The sequence below is a fragment of the Streptomyces sp. NPDC096339 genome, assembly GCF_044762985.1.
Classification (GTDB): Bacteria; Actinomycetota; Actinomycetes; order Streptomycetales; family Streptomycetaceae; genus Streptomyces.
Genome location: NZ_JBIWFI010000004.1, coordinates 141016 through 154193, shown reverse-complemented (window position 1 = coordinate 154193; position 13178 = coordinate 141016). Strand labels below are relative to the sequence as shown.

Annotated in this window: 15 protein-coding genes; 10 read left to right on the top strand and 5 right to left on the bottom strand. The window is 73.6% G+C overall.

The annotated features are described in order from the left end of the window. Positions 1 to 91: 91 nt before the first annotated feature. From ACIQ5Y_RS09070 to ACIQ5Y_RS09060, 3 genes are read left to right on the top strand one after another with little or no spacing between them, the layout of a single operon-like run. Positions 92 to 580 (top strand): DUF2771 domain-containing protein, encoded by a 489-nt coding sequence (locus ACIQ5Y_RS09070; RefSeq protein ID WP_403876946.1) that lies wholly within the window; start codon positions 92 to 94, stop codon positions 578 to 580. A 15-nt stretch (positions 581 to 595) separates the two neighbouring features. Continuing rightward, positions 596 to 1354, top strand: a complete 759-nt coding sequence (locus ACIQ5Y_RS09065; RefSeq protein WP_403876943.1) for a futalosine hydrolase — start codon at positions 596 to 598, stop codon at positions 1352 to 1354. Beyond that, entirely contained in the window at positions 1308 to 2195 is an 888-nt protein-coding gene (locus ACIQ5Y_RS09060) for a 1,4-dihydroxy-6-naphthoate synthase (RefSeq protein ID WP_403876940.1), read from the top strand. The genes ACIQ5Y_RS09065 and ACIQ5Y_RS09060 overlap by 47 nt, the downstream gene beginning before the upstream one ends. Positions 2196 to 2263: 68 nt before the next feature. Here the strand turns inward: ACIQ5Y_RS09060 and ACIQ5Y_RS09055 are convergent, their stop codons facing one another. Beyond that, complete coding sequence (locus ACIQ5Y_RS09055) at positions 2264 to 2647, bottom strand: cold-shock protein (RefSeq protein WP_136213802.1); 384 nt, start codon at positions 2645 to 2647, stop codon at positions 2264 to 2266. Between the two features lie 226 nt (positions 2648 to 2873). Here ACIQ5Y_RS09055 and ACIQ5Y_RS09050 point away from each other — a divergent pair, with 226 nt between their 5' ends. After that, positions 2874 to 3125, top strand: coding sequence for a hypothetical protein (locus ACIQ5Y_RS09050; protein ID WP_403876937.1), 252 nt, complete (start codon positions 2874 to 2876; stop codon positions 3123 to 3125). Positions 3126 to 3135: 10 nt separating this feature from the next. On the opposite strand, the gene ACIQ5Y_RS09045 is transcribed toward ACIQ5Y_RS09050, so the two are convergent. After that, the gene (locus ACIQ5Y_RS09045) at positions 3136 to 3756 is read right to left on the bottom strand and encodes an HAD family hydrolase (RefSeq protein ID WP_403876934.1); all 621 of its coding nucleotides are present in this window, start codon (positions 3754 to 3756) and stop codon (positions 3136 to 3138) included. A 165-nt stretch (positions 3757 to 3921) separates the two neighbouring features. Here ACIQ5Y_RS09045 and ACIQ5Y_RS09040 point away from each other — a divergent pair, with 165 nt between their 5' ends. The 3 genes from ACIQ5Y_RS09040 (at position 3922) to ACIQ5Y_RS09030 (ending at position 6089) form a co-directional block, all read left to right on the top strand. Further along, the gene (locus tag ACIQ5Y_RS09040) at positions 3922 to 4422 is read left to right on the top strand and encodes a SigE family RNA polymerase sigma factor (RefSeq protein WP_403876930.1); all 501 of its coding nucleotides are present in this window, start codon (positions 3922 to 3924) and stop codon (positions 4420 to 4422) included. A 17-nt stretch (positions 4423 to 4439) separates the two neighbouring features. Continuing rightward, positions 4440 to 5279, top strand: coding sequence for a hypothetical protein (locus tag ACIQ5Y_RS09035; protein ID WP_403876927.1), 840 nt, complete (start codon positions 4440 to 4442; stop codon positions 5277 to 5279). Between the two features lie 267 nt (positions 5280 to 5546). After that, entirely contained in the window at positions 5547 to 6089 is a 543-nt protein-coding gene (locus ACIQ5Y_RS09030; RefSeq protein WP_403876924.1) for a GNAT family N-acetyltransferase, read from the top strand. A gap of 584 nt (positions 6090 to 6673) precedes the next feature. Here the strand turns inward: ACIQ5Y_RS09030 and ACIQ5Y_RS09025 are convergent. Further along, positions 6674 to 7741 (bottom strand): hypothetical protein, encoded by a 1068-nt coding sequence (locus ACIQ5Y_RS09025; protein WP_403876921.1) that lies wholly within the window; start codon positions 7739 to 7741, stop codon positions 6674 to 6676. 156 nt (positions 7742 to 7897) lie between these two features. Between ACIQ5Y_RS09025 and ACIQ5Y_RS09020 the strand changes: the two genes are divergently transcribed. Then, positions 7898 to 10378 (top strand): helicase C-terminal domain-containing protein, encoded by a 2481-nt coding sequence (locus ACIQ5Y_RS09020; protein ID WP_403876918.1) that lies wholly within the window; start codon positions 7898 to 7900, stop codon positions 10376 to 10378. A gap of 214 nt (positions 10379 to 10592) precedes the next feature. Next, entirely contained in the window at positions 10593 to 11210 is a 618-nt protein-coding gene (locus ACIQ5Y_RS09015; protein ID WP_403876915.1) for a DUF4291 domain-containing protein, read from the top strand. A 27-nt stretch (positions 11211 to 11237) separates the two neighbouring features. On the opposite strand, the gene ACIQ5Y_RS09010 is transcribed toward ACIQ5Y_RS09015, so the two are convergent. Then, entirely contained in the window at positions 11238 to 11822 is a 585-nt protein-coding gene (locus ACIQ5Y_RS09010) for a peroxiredoxin-like family protein (protein WP_403876912.1), read from the bottom strand. Positions 11823 to 11897: 75 nt separating this feature from the next. Between ACIQ5Y_RS09010 and ACIQ5Y_RS09005 the strand changes: the two genes are divergently transcribed. Continuing rightward, positions 11898 to 12515 carry a TetR/AcrR family transcriptional regulator C-terminal domain-containing protein gene (locus ACIQ5Y_RS09005; protein ID WP_403876909.1) on the top strand — a complete coding sequence of 206 codons (618 nt, stop codon included), beginning with the start codon at positions 11898 to 11900 and terminating at the stop codon, positions 12513 to 12515. On the opposite strand, the gene ACIQ5Y_RS09000 is transcribed toward ACIQ5Y_RS09005, so the two are convergent. Continuing rightward, positions 12512 to 13039, bottom strand: a complete 528-nt coding sequence (locus ACIQ5Y_RS09000; protein ID WP_403876906.1) for a GNAT family N-acetyltransferase — start codon at positions 13037 to 13039, stop codon at positions 12512 to 12514. The genes ACIQ5Y_RS09005 and ACIQ5Y_RS09000 overlap by 4 nt on opposite strands. Between the last annotated feature and the right edge of the window lie 139 nt (positions 13040 to 13178).

Genomic DNA, 13178 nt, shown 5'->3' with positions numbered 1-13178 from the left:
GGGGCGCAGCCCCGGCGAGGCAGGGCCGCGACTCACCGCAGGCCGGACCCCGTGCAGCGGCTCGGCCGACCGGCCCGATAGCCTTCGGCTCATGACCGCACCGCTTTTCTCGGGTAGGGCCCGCCGCAGCGTCGCGGCCCTCGGAGCCGTGTCCGCCGGCCTCCTCCTCCTCTCCGCCTGCGACAAGCCGACACCGCTGGCGACCGTCACGATCGGCACCTCGTCGGTGTCCGCCGAAGCCGCCTGCCACTCCGACGGCGAGCCGCTCTCCATGGACCGGGTCCAGGAATGCCTCACCGGCCTCAAGGACGCCAAGACCATCGAGTACGGCCGAGGCGACACCCTGCGTCTGGGTGTCGAGCCGGAGGTCGTCGAGGACGGCAAGAAGTGGTCGGCGGTGCTGGACGGCCAGCCGATCACCGAGCCCTCGTCGAACACCTACCGCAGCTTCCCCGGCGCCGACGTCTTCGCGACCGGCGGCCAGGGCGAAGCCCCCGCCTCGAAGAAGCTCGCCTTCCTCCAGCTCGACGAGACCGGCAAGCCGCTCGCGGTCTGGTCCTTCAACCTCAAGCTCAAGTAACCGGACGGCCCACCGGTGCGCGCGCTCGTGGTGACCGCGGTGGCGGCGGAGGCAGACTCCGTCGCCGCCGGTCTGACCCCTCATCCGGACACCCCCGGCCCTGAGCCGCGCACCCTCCCCGGTGGCTACCGCACGACCCGGCGGGACCTCCCCGGCATCGCCCTCGACGTGCTCGTCGGGGGCGTCGGGCCGGCCGCGGCAGCCGCCGCCACCGCCACCGCCCTGACCCTCGCCGGCTACGACCTCGTGGTCAGCGCGGGCATCGGCGGCGGGTTCCCGCCCGCCGCCCCGGTCGGCTCCCTCGTGGTCGCCGACGCGATCGTCGCCGCCGACCTGGGGGCCGAGACCCCCGACGGCTTCCTCGACGTCTCAGCCCTCGGCTTCGGGCACAGCGTGCACCTGCCTCCCGCGGAACTCGCGGCCCGCGCCGCCGAGGCCACCGGCGCGCTGCTCGCGCCCGTACTGACCGTCTCCACCGTCACGGGCACCGCCGCCCGCGCCGCCGTGCTCGCGGCCCGGCATCCGCTGGCCGGGGCCGAGGCCATGGAGGGCTTCGGGGTCGCCGAGGCGGCAGCCGCCCACGGGCTGCCCGTACTGGAGATCCGCGCCGTGTCCAACGCCGTGGGCCCGCGTGACCGCGCCGCCTGGCGGATCGGGGACGCGCTCGACGCGCTCGCCGGCGGCTTCCGCGCACTGGGCCCCGTACTCGCGAACTGGGGAGAACGCCTTGAGCAACGCCACGAGCACCGCCACGAGCACCGGCACGACCGGTAACGCCGCCGTGCGGATCGCCTACTCACCCTGCCCCAACGACACCTTCGTCTTCGACGCCTGGGCCCACGGCCGGGTCCCGGGGGCGCCCGACCTCGACGTCACCTTCGCCGACATCGACATCACCAACGGCATGGCCGAGCGCGGCGAGCTGGACGTGCTGAAGGTCTCGTACGCCGTACTGCCGTGGGTGCTGGAGGAGTACGCGCTGCTCCCCTGCGGCGGGGCCCTGGGGCGCGGCTGCGGCCCCCTGGTCCTGACCCGGGAGCCGGATCTCGACCTGACGGGCAGGACGGTCGCCGTGCCCAGCGAACGCTCCACCGCCTACCTGCTGTTCCGGCTGTGGGCGGCGGACGTGCTGCCCGACGGGGTCGGCAAGGTGGTCGTGCTGCCGTTCAACGAGATCATGCCGGCGGTCCGCGACGGCCGGGTGGACGCCGGACTGGTCATCCACGAGGCCCGGTTCACCTATCAGGACTACGGACTGCACTGCCTGGCCGACATGGGCGAGCACTGGGAGTCCACGACCGGCCTGCCGATCCCGCTCGGCGCGATCATCGCCAAGCGCTCGCTGGGCGCCGAGACCCTGCGGACGCTGGCCGCGTCGGCCAAGGCCTCGGTCCTGATGGCCTGGGACGACCCGGAGGCCTCCCGCCCGTACGTGCGCGCCCACGCGCAGGAACTCGACCCGGCCGTCGCCGACCAGCACATCGGCCTGTACGTCAACGAGTTCACGGCCGGGCTCGGCGAGGACGGCTACGCGGCGGTGCGCGGGCTGCTGACCCGGGCGGCCGCCGAGGGCCTGGTGCCGGCCATCGCGCCGGGCGCGCTCGACTTCCCGTAACCCCCGACGACGAAGCGCCCCGCCGCTCTTTCGAGTGGCGGGGCGGCGACGTGCGTATGTACGACGGGTCAGACGTCGAGCTGATCGGCGACCGCGCGCAGCAGTCCGGCGATCTTCGTGCCGTGCGTCCGGTCGGGGTAGCGGCCCCGCTCCAGCATCGGCGTGATGTTCTCCAGCAGGGTCGTGAGGTCCTGCACGATCGAGGCGAGCTCGTCGGGCTTGCGCCGCTGCGCGGCCGCGACGGACGGCGCCGGGTCGAGCACGGTCACCGAAAGGGCCTGGTCGCCGCGTTGGCCGGCGACGACGCCGAACTCGACGCGCTGGCCGGGCTTGAGGGCATCGACCCCGGCGGGGAGCACCGACGAGTGGACGAAGACGTCGCCGCCGTCGTCGCGGGAGAGGAAGCCGAAGCCCTTCTCACTGTTGAACCACTTGACCTTGCCGGTGGGCAAAGCACGCACCCCGTCTCACATACCCGGAACCGAACCAACATGTCTCAGCAGGTCAGGGTATCCATGTACCTGGGCCGTTACTGCCTGCTCTCGCTGTGAAGAGTCTCCCCTGAGTTGCGGCCCGTCAAGCATGGCCGAACACCCCCTGCCCGGATCTCGACCCTTGCGGAAAACACCGGGAACGACGCGGAAAGGACCGGGCACGGGCGGGAACTACCCTGGTGCGGTGACTGACACCTCTTCCCCCGACGAAGCGCGGCCCGGCGACGCGCTGGTGAAGGCCGGCGGCATCGTGTTCATCGCGGGCGCCGTCGCCACGCTGGTGACGATGGCCCCGCTCTTCCTCGACATCGACCCGTTCCCGTCGTACGCGTGGGCCGTCTGCATGCTCATGGGCGTCGGCTTCGCCATCTCGGCGGCGGGCGTACTGCGCTCGGCCGCGGCCCAGCGCAGGGCCGCCCGGGCCTCACAGGCGTGATCAGGGAGCCTTAGACCGGCTGGGCCGCCGCCACGTACTGCGCCAGCCACTGCGGCAGCGCCGTCAGGTCCGGCAGGACCACGTCGGCGCCGGCCGCGCGCAGCTCCGGCTCCGGGCAAGGGCCGGTCGGGACCGCCACCGACACGGCACCGGCCGTACGGGCGCCGCGTACGTCGCCCACGTGGTCGCCGACGTAGACCTGCGCCCCGTACTCGCGCAGCGCACCCGCCTTGGCCTCCGCCCACAGCCAGCCGATCACCGCGTCCGGCTCGATGCCGAGGTGCGACAGGTGCAGACGGGCATTCGGCTCGTGCTTGGCGGTGACCACGATCGCGCGGCCACCGAGGGCCTGGACCGCCTCCACTGCTTCGCGGGCGCCCGGCATCGCCGGGGTCGGCTCGATGGCGTACGTGGGGTAGATCTCACGGTATCGGTCCGCCATGGCCGGGATCTCGGCCTCCGGGAACCAGTGCGCGAGCTCCTCGTCGAGCGGCGGCCCGAGCCGCGTGACGGCCGCGTCGGCGTCGATGAACGTACCCGTCTCGGCCGAAAGCGCCTGGTAGGCGGCCTTGATGCCCGGGCGCGAGTCGATCAGGGTCATGTCGAGGTCGAAGCCGACTGTGAGGTTCATACCGTCCATTGTGCCGAGGCGGACGGACGGCAGACCGACAGCAGGCCTACGGCGGGAAAACGAACCCACCCCGCCCCCTCGCCCTCCCCGAAATTTGTTCTCAACCTTTCCCGTGCGGCAGCACTCAGGACAGGGGTGAGAGACACGATGTGAAGGGGAGGGCGGATGCCACCAGGCACCGAGTACGACTTCGAGGCCTTTGCCCGGGCCAGTCAGCGCAAGCTGTACCGCACCGCGTACCTGCTGTGCGGGAACGCGGACGGCGCACGCGACCTGACCCAGACGACGCTCGCGAAACTGTTCCAGCACTGGCGGAAGGTGTCCGCCGCCGACAGTCCCGACGCCTACGCCAGGACCGTACTGACCCGCACCTTCCTCGCCGAGCGACGCCGCCGCCTGCGCGACCTCCTGGCGCACCGGCACGCCGACGTGCCACCGCTGCCCGAACACGCCGAACTGCGCGTCACCCTGCTCGCCGCACTGGCCCAGCTCCCGCCACGGGCCCGGGCCATGGTCATCCTGCGCTACTGGGAGGACCTCAGCGTCGGCACGGTCGCCGAGCTGCTGCGGTGCAGCGAGAGCACGGTCAAGAGCCAGTGTTCGCGCGCCCTGGGCAGGCTGCGGACGCAACTCGGCGAGGCCCACATCTACGCCACAGGGAACTGAGGAACTGAGGAGACGCCATGAGTACCCACGAAGAGCTCTACGAACTCCCGGACGACAGCGCGGTCCTGCTGGTCCGCGACGCGATGGACCGCACGACCGCCGACCTGCCCCCACTGCCCGACCTCACGGGCCCGGCCCGCGCCCAGGGCCGCCGCCGCAAGGCGCGCGTCCGCTTCGCGATCGGCGGCGGCGCACTCGCCGTCGCCGCGCTCGGCGTGGCCGTCGCCACCGCGCTGCCCGCCGACACCAGCGGCCGGCAGGTGGGCGGGACGATCAACGTGGCCGGTCAACCGTCGAGCAGTGCGCTGCTGCCGCCTGTGCACATCGAACCGACCGCGGGCGAGGATTCGATGGCCGACCTGCCGCCGGCCGAGCGGGCCAGGCAGGAGAACTTCCAGAACCAGGCGGTCGGCGTCCTCCAGGACCTGCTGCCGGGGACGGTCGGCACCGTACAGCGGACCGACCTGCACGTGAGCCAATACCAGGGCACCAAGGACGGCAAGGCGTTCACCATCATCTTCAGGGTCCGCCCGTCGAATGCGGACCCCGGCATCAAGCCCTGCCTGGGGGTGAAGGGCCAGATCTGCAAGACGGCCACTCTGCCGGGCGGCATCGAAGCCACCGCGGCGACCTCCCCGATCAACAACGGCAACGTCACCGCGACGCAGGTGTCCTTCCATTACGGAAGGAGCAACGTCTCCCTGACCATCGCACCGCACGACGCCTCGAACACCTCGGCGCCGGTCACCAACGACCAACTGCTCGAACTCGCCAAGGCACAGCCCTTCCTCGACCTGGTCAAAGCCGCCGACGCCAACCCGCTACAGGAGCCGCAGCAGACCATCCCGGGCGGCTGAGCGGGACGTACGGAGGGGTGCGGCGGGGCAGCAGCCCGGGTGGGCGGCGCCGCGGCCGACCGGCAGTCAGAGAAGTCTTGGGGGTTTCCCGTCAGTCCCATCGCGCGCTTCTCCCTGACGGCGCCCACGGCCTCTTCGGGCTGGTCATAGGCCGCCCACGATCGCTACGCGGTCCTCAACGACGGCGTCAGCAGGCGGTCTTGGGCTGGTCCACGGCGGGCGGTTAATGGCTTGCCGTCGACCGGTCCGGGTGGATAGGAACGTCGCATGCTTCGAGGCGGCAAGGTCGGGCTCAGGGCCCGGCACGATGAGGACATCCCGATCCTGCGGACCGAGCTCTACGACGACGTGGTCAACGGCTCGCGGGCCGAAGGCGGCCCGTGGCGGCCGATCACACCCGGTTCGAAGGACCCACGGCTCGTGGTGGACGACAAGGAGCAGGGGCACGTCCCGTTCTCCGTGGTGGAGCTGGACGGCGGCACGCTGATCGGCACCGCGACCCTGTGGGGCATCGACAACCACAACCGGTCCGCCCACATCGGACTCGGACTGCTGCCGTCTTCCCGTGGCAAGGGCTACGGCACCGACGTGGTCGCCGTGCTGTGCCACTACGGTTTCGTCGTGCGCGGCCTGCAGCGGCTGCAGATCGAGACCCTGGCGGACAACCACGCGATGCTGCGCTCGGCCGAGCGCAACGGCTTCATCCGCGAAGGCGTCCTGCGCTCCTCTGCCTGGGTACTGGGCGAGTTCCTGGACGAGGTGTTGCTCGGACTGCTCGTCCAGGACTGGAAGCGGCCCGACAAGGGCTGACGAGAAGGCCGGAAGGGCAATTCCTCTGCCCAGGACGGGCCGCAGACGCCGTCATCGAGGAGCGCGTAGCGATCGTCGGCGGCCTATGTCCGGCCCCAATCGACCGTCGGACGCCGTCAGGGAGAAGCGCGTAGCGATCCGGTGCGTGACCAGCCCCTGGCGGGTCGCAGACGCCGAGACGTGAGGAGCGCGTAGCGATCTGGGGCGCCCTTCCTGCCGCTCAGGCTCTTGTGGTCGACCTTTGGAGGGGTGTGGCCGCCTGCGCGGCCCGGAGGGCGAGGCGGGCGGGCCCGAGGTGGGGCCCGCTGGGCGGGAGCCTGGTCGGGCATTGCTGTGGGCCCGTTTGGGAATCTCTGGCCCGGCCCGTTCCTTTGGGGGGTTCCCGGCAGTCCTTGTCTTTCCGTGGCGGGACGGTCTGTCAAGGGTCGCCGAAGGCGATCGCGCAGCGACGCGACGACGAAGGAGGAGCGCCCTTGACAGGCCGGCCCGACGCGGAAGGACGATGGGACTGACGGGAAACCCCCAACCCTCACTGGCTCCCGACCGGCCGGGGCACCGCCAACCCGCCTCCCCACTCCCGCCCCCTACCGCCTCCGCGCCCGCCACACCAAGTACGCCGCCGAAGCGATGCCCGCGCCTCTCAGGAGCCAGGGCCACATGCCCTGCAAGGCGGTGCTCAGCTGGTCCTCCGGCAGGACCTCGCCCCAGCGGCCGTTCATGCGGCCCCACACCCACACCACCGCTCCCGTGAGCACCACGCCCGGCGGGCCGAAGACGGTCCACTTCCGTTCGACGGGGCCCAAGGCCCGCGAGGCGTAAGGCAAGAGCCAGCCGATGACCAGCAGCAGCCAGTAGCCGCTGACCACCCCCGCGAGCAGCACGATCGCGGCCAGCAAGAGGAAAGCGTTCGGGCGCGGCCGGGCTGCGGGGGTCTCCTCTGCGGCCGGCTCCGCCGCCGCGGCCTCCCGCTTGGCGCGCCGCCGGTCACGCAGGAACCGTACGAGGGTCCGCCCGCGCCCCTCCCCCGCCCCGCCGGCATCGGCGTCGGCGTCGGCCTCGGCAGCGGCCTCGTCATCATCCAGCTCCTCCTTGAAGAGGTCCGGGATCTCGATGCCGCCCGCGAACCCCTCGACCTGCGGCCCACGCCCGTAAGCACCCGGTGCCACCCGCCACCAGTCGGGCTCGGCCCCGTCGGACGGGCCGAGTTCGTCGAGGCCGGCCAGGTGCGGCGGTACGTTCCGGGGCTCGGCCGCCGGCCGCTGTGGCGGCACGCCCTTGCGGCGCAGCAGGCCGGGGCTCCGCTGGACGGGTACCGCGCCGGGCGCGGGCTCCTGGGCAGCGACGGGGACAGGAGCAGAGGTCGAGCCGGAACCGGAACCGGAGCCGGCCCCAGCCCCAGCCCCAGCCCCAGCCCCAGCCCCAGAGAGCGTCCCCAGCGTGTCCAGGACCTCCTCCGGGGTGCCGATGCGTTCCAGGATGCGGCGGACGGCGGCCGGGGTCTCCGGGTCGTGCTTGGCGCGCCGACGGTCGATCTCCTCCCGCAGCCCGGCCACCAGCCTCATCCGGTCGCCGGAGGAAAGCTGCCGCCGCTGCGCCAAGTCCCCGACCCGGCTCAGATATTCGTAGACCAGATGGTCGCTTTCGATCCCCATGCCCCGGCTCCTCCCAATCCCGCTGCCCGAAAGGTAGCGCGTGCGCCCGTGGAGCGGCCGTGGGCGCAGCGGATAACGTTGACCGGATGGGGGCCGGCCGACGCACTGGCCGACCGACCGGCCACCCTGACCGGCCGACGCGACCAGGAGGCGACCGTGCCCGAGGCAAGCACTGCGGGAACAGCAGGGGCATCCGGCGGAAGCGCCGCAGCAAGCGGAACCGCCCCCCGCTCCCTCGCGGAGGCGCTCCGTGCCCGCGACGACGCGGCGCTCGCCGCGCTGCTCCACGCCCGCCCGGACCTGCTCAGCCCCGTACCCGGCGACGTGACGCAGCTGGCCACCCGGGCCGGGACCCGGGCCTCGGTGGTGCGGGCCCTGGACCGCCTCGACCGGTTCGCCCTGCAGACCGCCGAGGCCCTCGCGGTGGCCCCCGAGCCGTGCCCGTACGAGGTGCTGGAGCGGCTGCTGACCGGTGACGGCGGCGAGGACGAGGCGGCCCGGGACGCGCTCCCCCGCGCGCTGGGCACCCTGCGCGACCAGGCCCTCGTGTGGGGCGACGACGAGCGGCTGCGGCTGGTCCGCACCGCCCGCGAGTTGCTCGCGCCGTCCGCGCAGCGGCCCTCCCCCACCGGCCTCGGCCCCACGGTCTCCGAGGCCACGGCCGGGATGTCGCCGACCCGGATCCAGGAGATCGTGGCGGCCGCCGGGCTGCCCGCCACCCACGACCCGGTGTCCGCGGTGACGGCGCTGACCGCCCTGTTCACCGACCGGCAGCGGATGTCGCAGCTGCTGGACGAGGCCCCGGCGGAGGCGCACCAGGTGCTGGGCCGGCTCGTCTGGGGTCCTCCGTACGGCGAGGTGACGCCGAATCCGACGGCGCCGGTGCGCTGGCTGCGCGACCGGGGGCTGCTGCTGCCCGCGTCGGCGCGGACGGTGGTGCTGCCCCGCGAGGTGGCGTTGCACCTGCGGGGCGGGCTCGCGCACCGGTCCGTGGAGCCGGTGGCCCCGGCGGTGCCCGCGCACCGCGAGCACCGTCCACAGCTTGTGGACGCGAACGCCGCCGGACAGGCGCTGGCCGCGCTGTCCACCGTCGAGGAACTGGTCAAGTCCTGGGAGCACGCCGGTCCGCCGGTGCTGCGCGCGGGCGGGCTGTCCGTACGGGACCTGAAGCGGACGGCGGTCGCTCTCGACGCGGCCGAGCCCCAGGCGGCGTTCTGGGTCGAACTCGCCTACGCGGCGGGCCTGCTGGCCAGTGACGGCGAGGCCGACGAGCGTTACGCGCCCACGCCCGCCTTCGACGACTGGTGCGAACTGCCGCCCGCGGAGCGGTGGTCAGCGCTGGTGGCGGCCTGGCTGCCGGCCACCCGGACGCCGGGTCTGGTCGGCGAACAGGACGCCAAGGGCCGCACCCTGTCGGCGCTGGGCCCCGAACTCGACCGCTCCGGCGCCCCCGAGGTCCGCCGGCGGGTCCTCGCGCTCCTCGCCGATCTGCCCGAAGGCGCCTCCGCCGACCCGGACGCGGTCCTCGCGCGGCTCGCGTGGGAACGTCCGGTGCGCGGTACGAGCGAGCTGCGCGCCCGCCTCGCCCGATGGACGATGGCCGACGCGGAGGTCCTCGGCGTCACCGGCCGCGGCGCGCTGTCCGGCCCCGGCCGCGCGCTGCTCGCCCACGACGACCCCGCACCCCTGCTGGCGCCGCTCCTCCCGGAGCCCGTGGACCACGTCCTCCTGCAGGCCGACCTCACGGCGGTGGCGCCCGGTCCGCTGCGGCGCCCGCTCGCCGAGGTCCTCGCGGTGCTGGCGGAGGTGGAGTCCAAGGGCGGGGCGACCGTGTACCGCTTCACGCCCGGGTCGGTGCGCCGCGCCCTGGACGCCGGGCGGACCGCCGCCGACCTGCACGCCTTCCTCGCCGAGCACAGCATCACCCCGGTGCCGCAGCCGCTCGCGTACCTGATCGACGACGTGGCCCGGCGCCACGGGCACCTGCGCGTCGGGGCCGCGTCCTCGTACGTGCGCTGCGACGACGACGGCATGCTGAACGAGATCCTGGCCGACAAGCGCTCGGCCGGCCTGGGGCTGCGCCGCCTCGCGCCGACCGTGCTGGCGGCCCAGGCCGAACCGACCGCCCTCCTCGACGGTTTGCGGGCGATGGGCTACGCCCCGGCGGCGGAATCCCGTACCGGTGACGTCCTGGTGGCCCGCGCGGACGCCCACCGCACCCCGGACCGCCAGGCCCCGGTACCGGTCCCGGACGGCCCGCCGGTCCCGGACGAGACGCTGCTCGGCGCGGCCGTACGCGCGATCCGGGCGGGCGACGTGGCGGCGACGGCGGTCCGCAAGGAACCGGCGTCGGCGTCGGCGGCGTCCGCGTCCTCCGCCTCGTCCGTCGTGCCCGGCGAACTCCCGCGCACGAGCGCGGCGGAGACCCTGGCGACGGTCCAGGCGGCGGCCCTGACCGGGTCGGCGGTGTGGATCGGCTACGTGAACGCGGAGGGCTCGGCGAGCCAGCGCGTCATCGCCCCGGTGCGGGTGGAGGGCGGCTTCGTCACGGGCTACGACCACACGGCGGACGAGGTGCGCACGTACGCCCTGCACCGCATCACGGGCGTGGCGGAACTGGCGGAGGAACACCTCTAGCCGACGGCACCCGACCCCGCCGGCACACCCCCAAGCCCCGCCGGCGTTCGAGGCGCGGGGTCCGGGGCAGCGCCCCGGCAACGGCGCCGCACACACCTGCGCACAGCCCGCACAGCCCCGCCCCGCACCGCGCAGCCCCGCACCCGCACCCGCACCCGCACCCGCAGGGAAAACCAATGGCGGCCCGCCGCAGGCGCCCCGCACCCTGAACGGCATGCAAGACACGCGAGACGTGCACGCCACGCGAGACGTACCCACCCGCCAGATCCGAGCACGGCACACGGACACCACCGTCACCGTCTACCAGGCCTACGCCCCCCACCTCGGCGGCCCCGCCGCCCGCGACGGCCGGTTCCCGGCCGCATGGAAGCGCGAGCGCATGACGTGGATCAAGCCCTCGTTCCTGTGGATGATGTACCGCTGCGGCTGGGCCACCAAGCCCGACCAGGAGACGGTGCTGGCCGTCGAGATCACCCGCGCCGGCTTCGACCAGGCGCTGCGCGGGGCCTGCCTGTCGCACTACGTCCCCGACGTGCACGCGGACCGCGCGGCCTGGCAGGAGTCGGTGCGGACGACGTCGGCCCGCGTCCAGTGGGACCCGGAGCGCGACCTCCACCTCGATCCGCTCCCGCACCGCTCGCTCCAACTGGGCCTGTCCGGTCCGTTCTCGCGCGCCTACGCCGACGAGTGGACGGTCTCCATCCGCGACGTCACCCCGCTGGCCCGGGAGATCCACGGGCTGGTCCGGTCCGGGGAGGGTGACGCGGCCCGCGCGCTACTGCCCGCGGAAACCCCTTACCCCTCCGGCCCGTTGCCTCACCTGGGCGCGTAGTCGATCCGCCCGACGTCGAAACATCGCTCATGCCCGGACCCCACGGGCCTCCTCCGCCAGCGTCAGCAGCCTTTCCACCGGCCACTGGTCGTCGACGTGCTGCCCGTACGACCGGGCGAGGACGGTGCCGTCCGGCCCGATCAGGAAGTCCGCGGGCAGCCCCAGCCGCCCGTTCGCCTGGGTGCGCGAGGGCAGCTTCCCCCTGCCCCTGATCACCTCGACCCCGCCTGCGGCCACCGCCCGCACCACCGGCCACCAGGCCCGGGGGCTGAGCAGGGACCGGTAGGACGACTCGACGCCGTACTCGACGTACAGCCGCTTGTCCGGGTCCGCGACCACCGCGAAGGGGAAGTCGGCGACGTGCTCGCGCAGTTCCGCGGCGCTGGAGTGGAAGACGACGACCTCCCTGATCCCGGCCGCCTCGATCTCGGCGTGGCGGCGCACGACGGAGCGCAGGTGCAGGTGGCAGACGGGGCAGCCCGCGAACCGGCGGAACTGGAGGTGGACCAGCCGGTCGGGTCCGGCGTCGGGGTCGGGGACGGCCACGGGCGCGCCGTCCGTTACCGCGGTGAGGGTGCGGGCGGGGACTACGGAACCTACGGAGAGCTTCATCGGAGCTGGACCCCCTGGTTAGGCGTATGCCGTACACCTACCAGCGTAGGCGTATGACGTACGCTGTCAACCACCATGCCCCGACCCCGCTCGCTCACCCCGGCCCGGCTGGCCGCCGCGGCCCTGGCCGTCATCGACCGCGACGGACTCACCGGCCTGTCCATGCGCGCCGTCGCCGTGGAGCTCGGCATCAGCACGATGGCCCTGTACCGCTACGTCCAGGACCGCGAGGAGCTCGAAGCCCTCGTCGTGGAACTGGTCCTCAGCGCGGTCGACTCCACCCCGCCGCCCCCCGGCCGCCCCTGGCAGGAGCGGGTCACCGAGCTCGTCGCCCGGCTCCGCGGCGCGGTGGCCGCCCACCCGGCCGTCCTGCCGCTGGTCCTCACCCACCGCCACCGCTCCCTGAGCGTGATGAGCTGGGGCGAGACGCTGCTCGGGGTGCTCACCGAGGCCGGCATCGGGCCCGAGGAGCGGATCATCGCCCTGCGGGCCCTGCTCGCCTACGTGATCGGCGCGGTCCAGCAAGAACACCTCGGCGCCCTCTCCGGCGCGGGCACGGCCGCCATCGCCGAACTCCCGGCGGAGCGGTTCCCGTACCTGACCGAGGCCGCACGCGGAGCCCCGGCCCTCACTCCGGACCGGGAGTTCGACGGCGGCCTGGCCCTGCTGCTGCGCGGGCTGGGCCCGGTCTAGGCAGTCGCCGCGAGCTCCAGATCCAGGTCGACGAAGGCCACGGTGTCCCCGGGCAGTACATAGCGCTCGATCTCGACGAACCCCCGCGCGAGCGCGAACCGCAGCCCCTGCGGATTGCTCTCCAGCACCACCGTCCGGACCGTCGCGGCCCCGAGTTCCCGGGCCTGCGCCAACCCGTGCTCGTACAGCGCAGCGCCGAGGCCGCGCCCCCGGTGCTCGGGCAGCACCCGTGCGATCACGACCACCGGATCCTCGCCGGCGGGCGGGCGCACCGTCATGCAGCCCACCAGCACGTCACCGACGTACGCGACGTCCAGCCGGTTGCGCCCGGCCCGCTCCAGCACCTCCTCCGGGGAGAGCGGGGCCGTGGGAACGACCAGGTTGTGGACGTGACGCCAATCCCGGAGCACGCTGTCGACACCGGCACTGCCACCGGCACCGGCACCGGCACCGGCCCGCTCGACGCGGAAGCCGTCCGTCGGCGGTGTGCGCCTGCTCGTCGGTGTGCGCCTGCTCGTCTCCATGAAGTCCGGTCCCCCGTCGGCCGTGATCCGCTTTCGGCCCGGCAAGCTAACACGCCCCGGCCACCCCGCTCCTCCCCGATAAGGCAGACTGGAGGTTTGGCCGCCCGCACCCGGGTGACCGCCCCGCGTCGGAAAGGTA

Excerpts from the sequence above, each read along its gene's own strand:
- ACIQ5Y_RS09005 (WP_403876909.1), top strand. The coding sequence starts at position 11,898 with ATGCCCCGACCCCGCTCGCTCACCCCGGCCCGGCTGGCCGCCGCGGCC.
- ACIQ5Y_RS09045 (WP_403876934.1), bottom strand. The coding sequence starts at position 3,756 with ATGAACCTCACAGTCGGCTTCGACCTCGACATGACCCTGATCGACTCG.
- ACIQ5Y_RS09025 (WP_403876921.1), bottom strand. The coding sequence starts at position 7,741 with ATGGGGATCGAAAGCGACCATCTGGTCTACGAATATCTGAGCCGGGTC.
- ACIQ5Y_RS09070 (WP_403876946.1), top strand. The coding sequence starts at position 92 with ATGACCGCACCGCTTTTCTCGGGTAGGGCCCGCCGCAGCGTCGCGGCC.
- ACIQ5Y_RS09040 (WP_403876930.1), top strand. The coding sequence starts at position 3,922 with ATGCCACCAGGCACCGAGTACGACTTCGAGGCCTTTGCCCGGGCCAGT.
- ACIQ5Y_RS09030 (WP_403876924.1), top strand. The coding sequence starts at position 5,547 with ATGCTTCGAGGCGGCAAGGTCGGGCTCAGGGCCCGGCACGATGAGGAC.
- ACIQ5Y_RS09015 (WP_403876915.1), top strand. The coding sequence starts at position 10,593 with ATGCAAGACACGCGAGACGTGCACGCCACGCGAGACGTACCCACCCGC.
- ACIQ5Y_RS09000 (WP_403876906.1), bottom strand. The coding sequence starts at position 13,039 with ATGGAGACGAGCAGGCGCACACCGACGAGCAGGCGCACACCGCCGACG.
- ACIQ5Y_RS09010 (WP_403876912.1), bottom strand. The coding sequence starts at position 11,822 with ATGAAGCTCTCCGTAGGTTCCGTAGTCCCCGCCCGCACCCTCACCGCG.
- ACIQ5Y_RS09035 (WP_403876927.1), top strand. The coding sequence starts at position 4,440 with ATGAGTACCCACGAAGAGCTCTACGAACTCCCGGACGACAGCGCGGTC.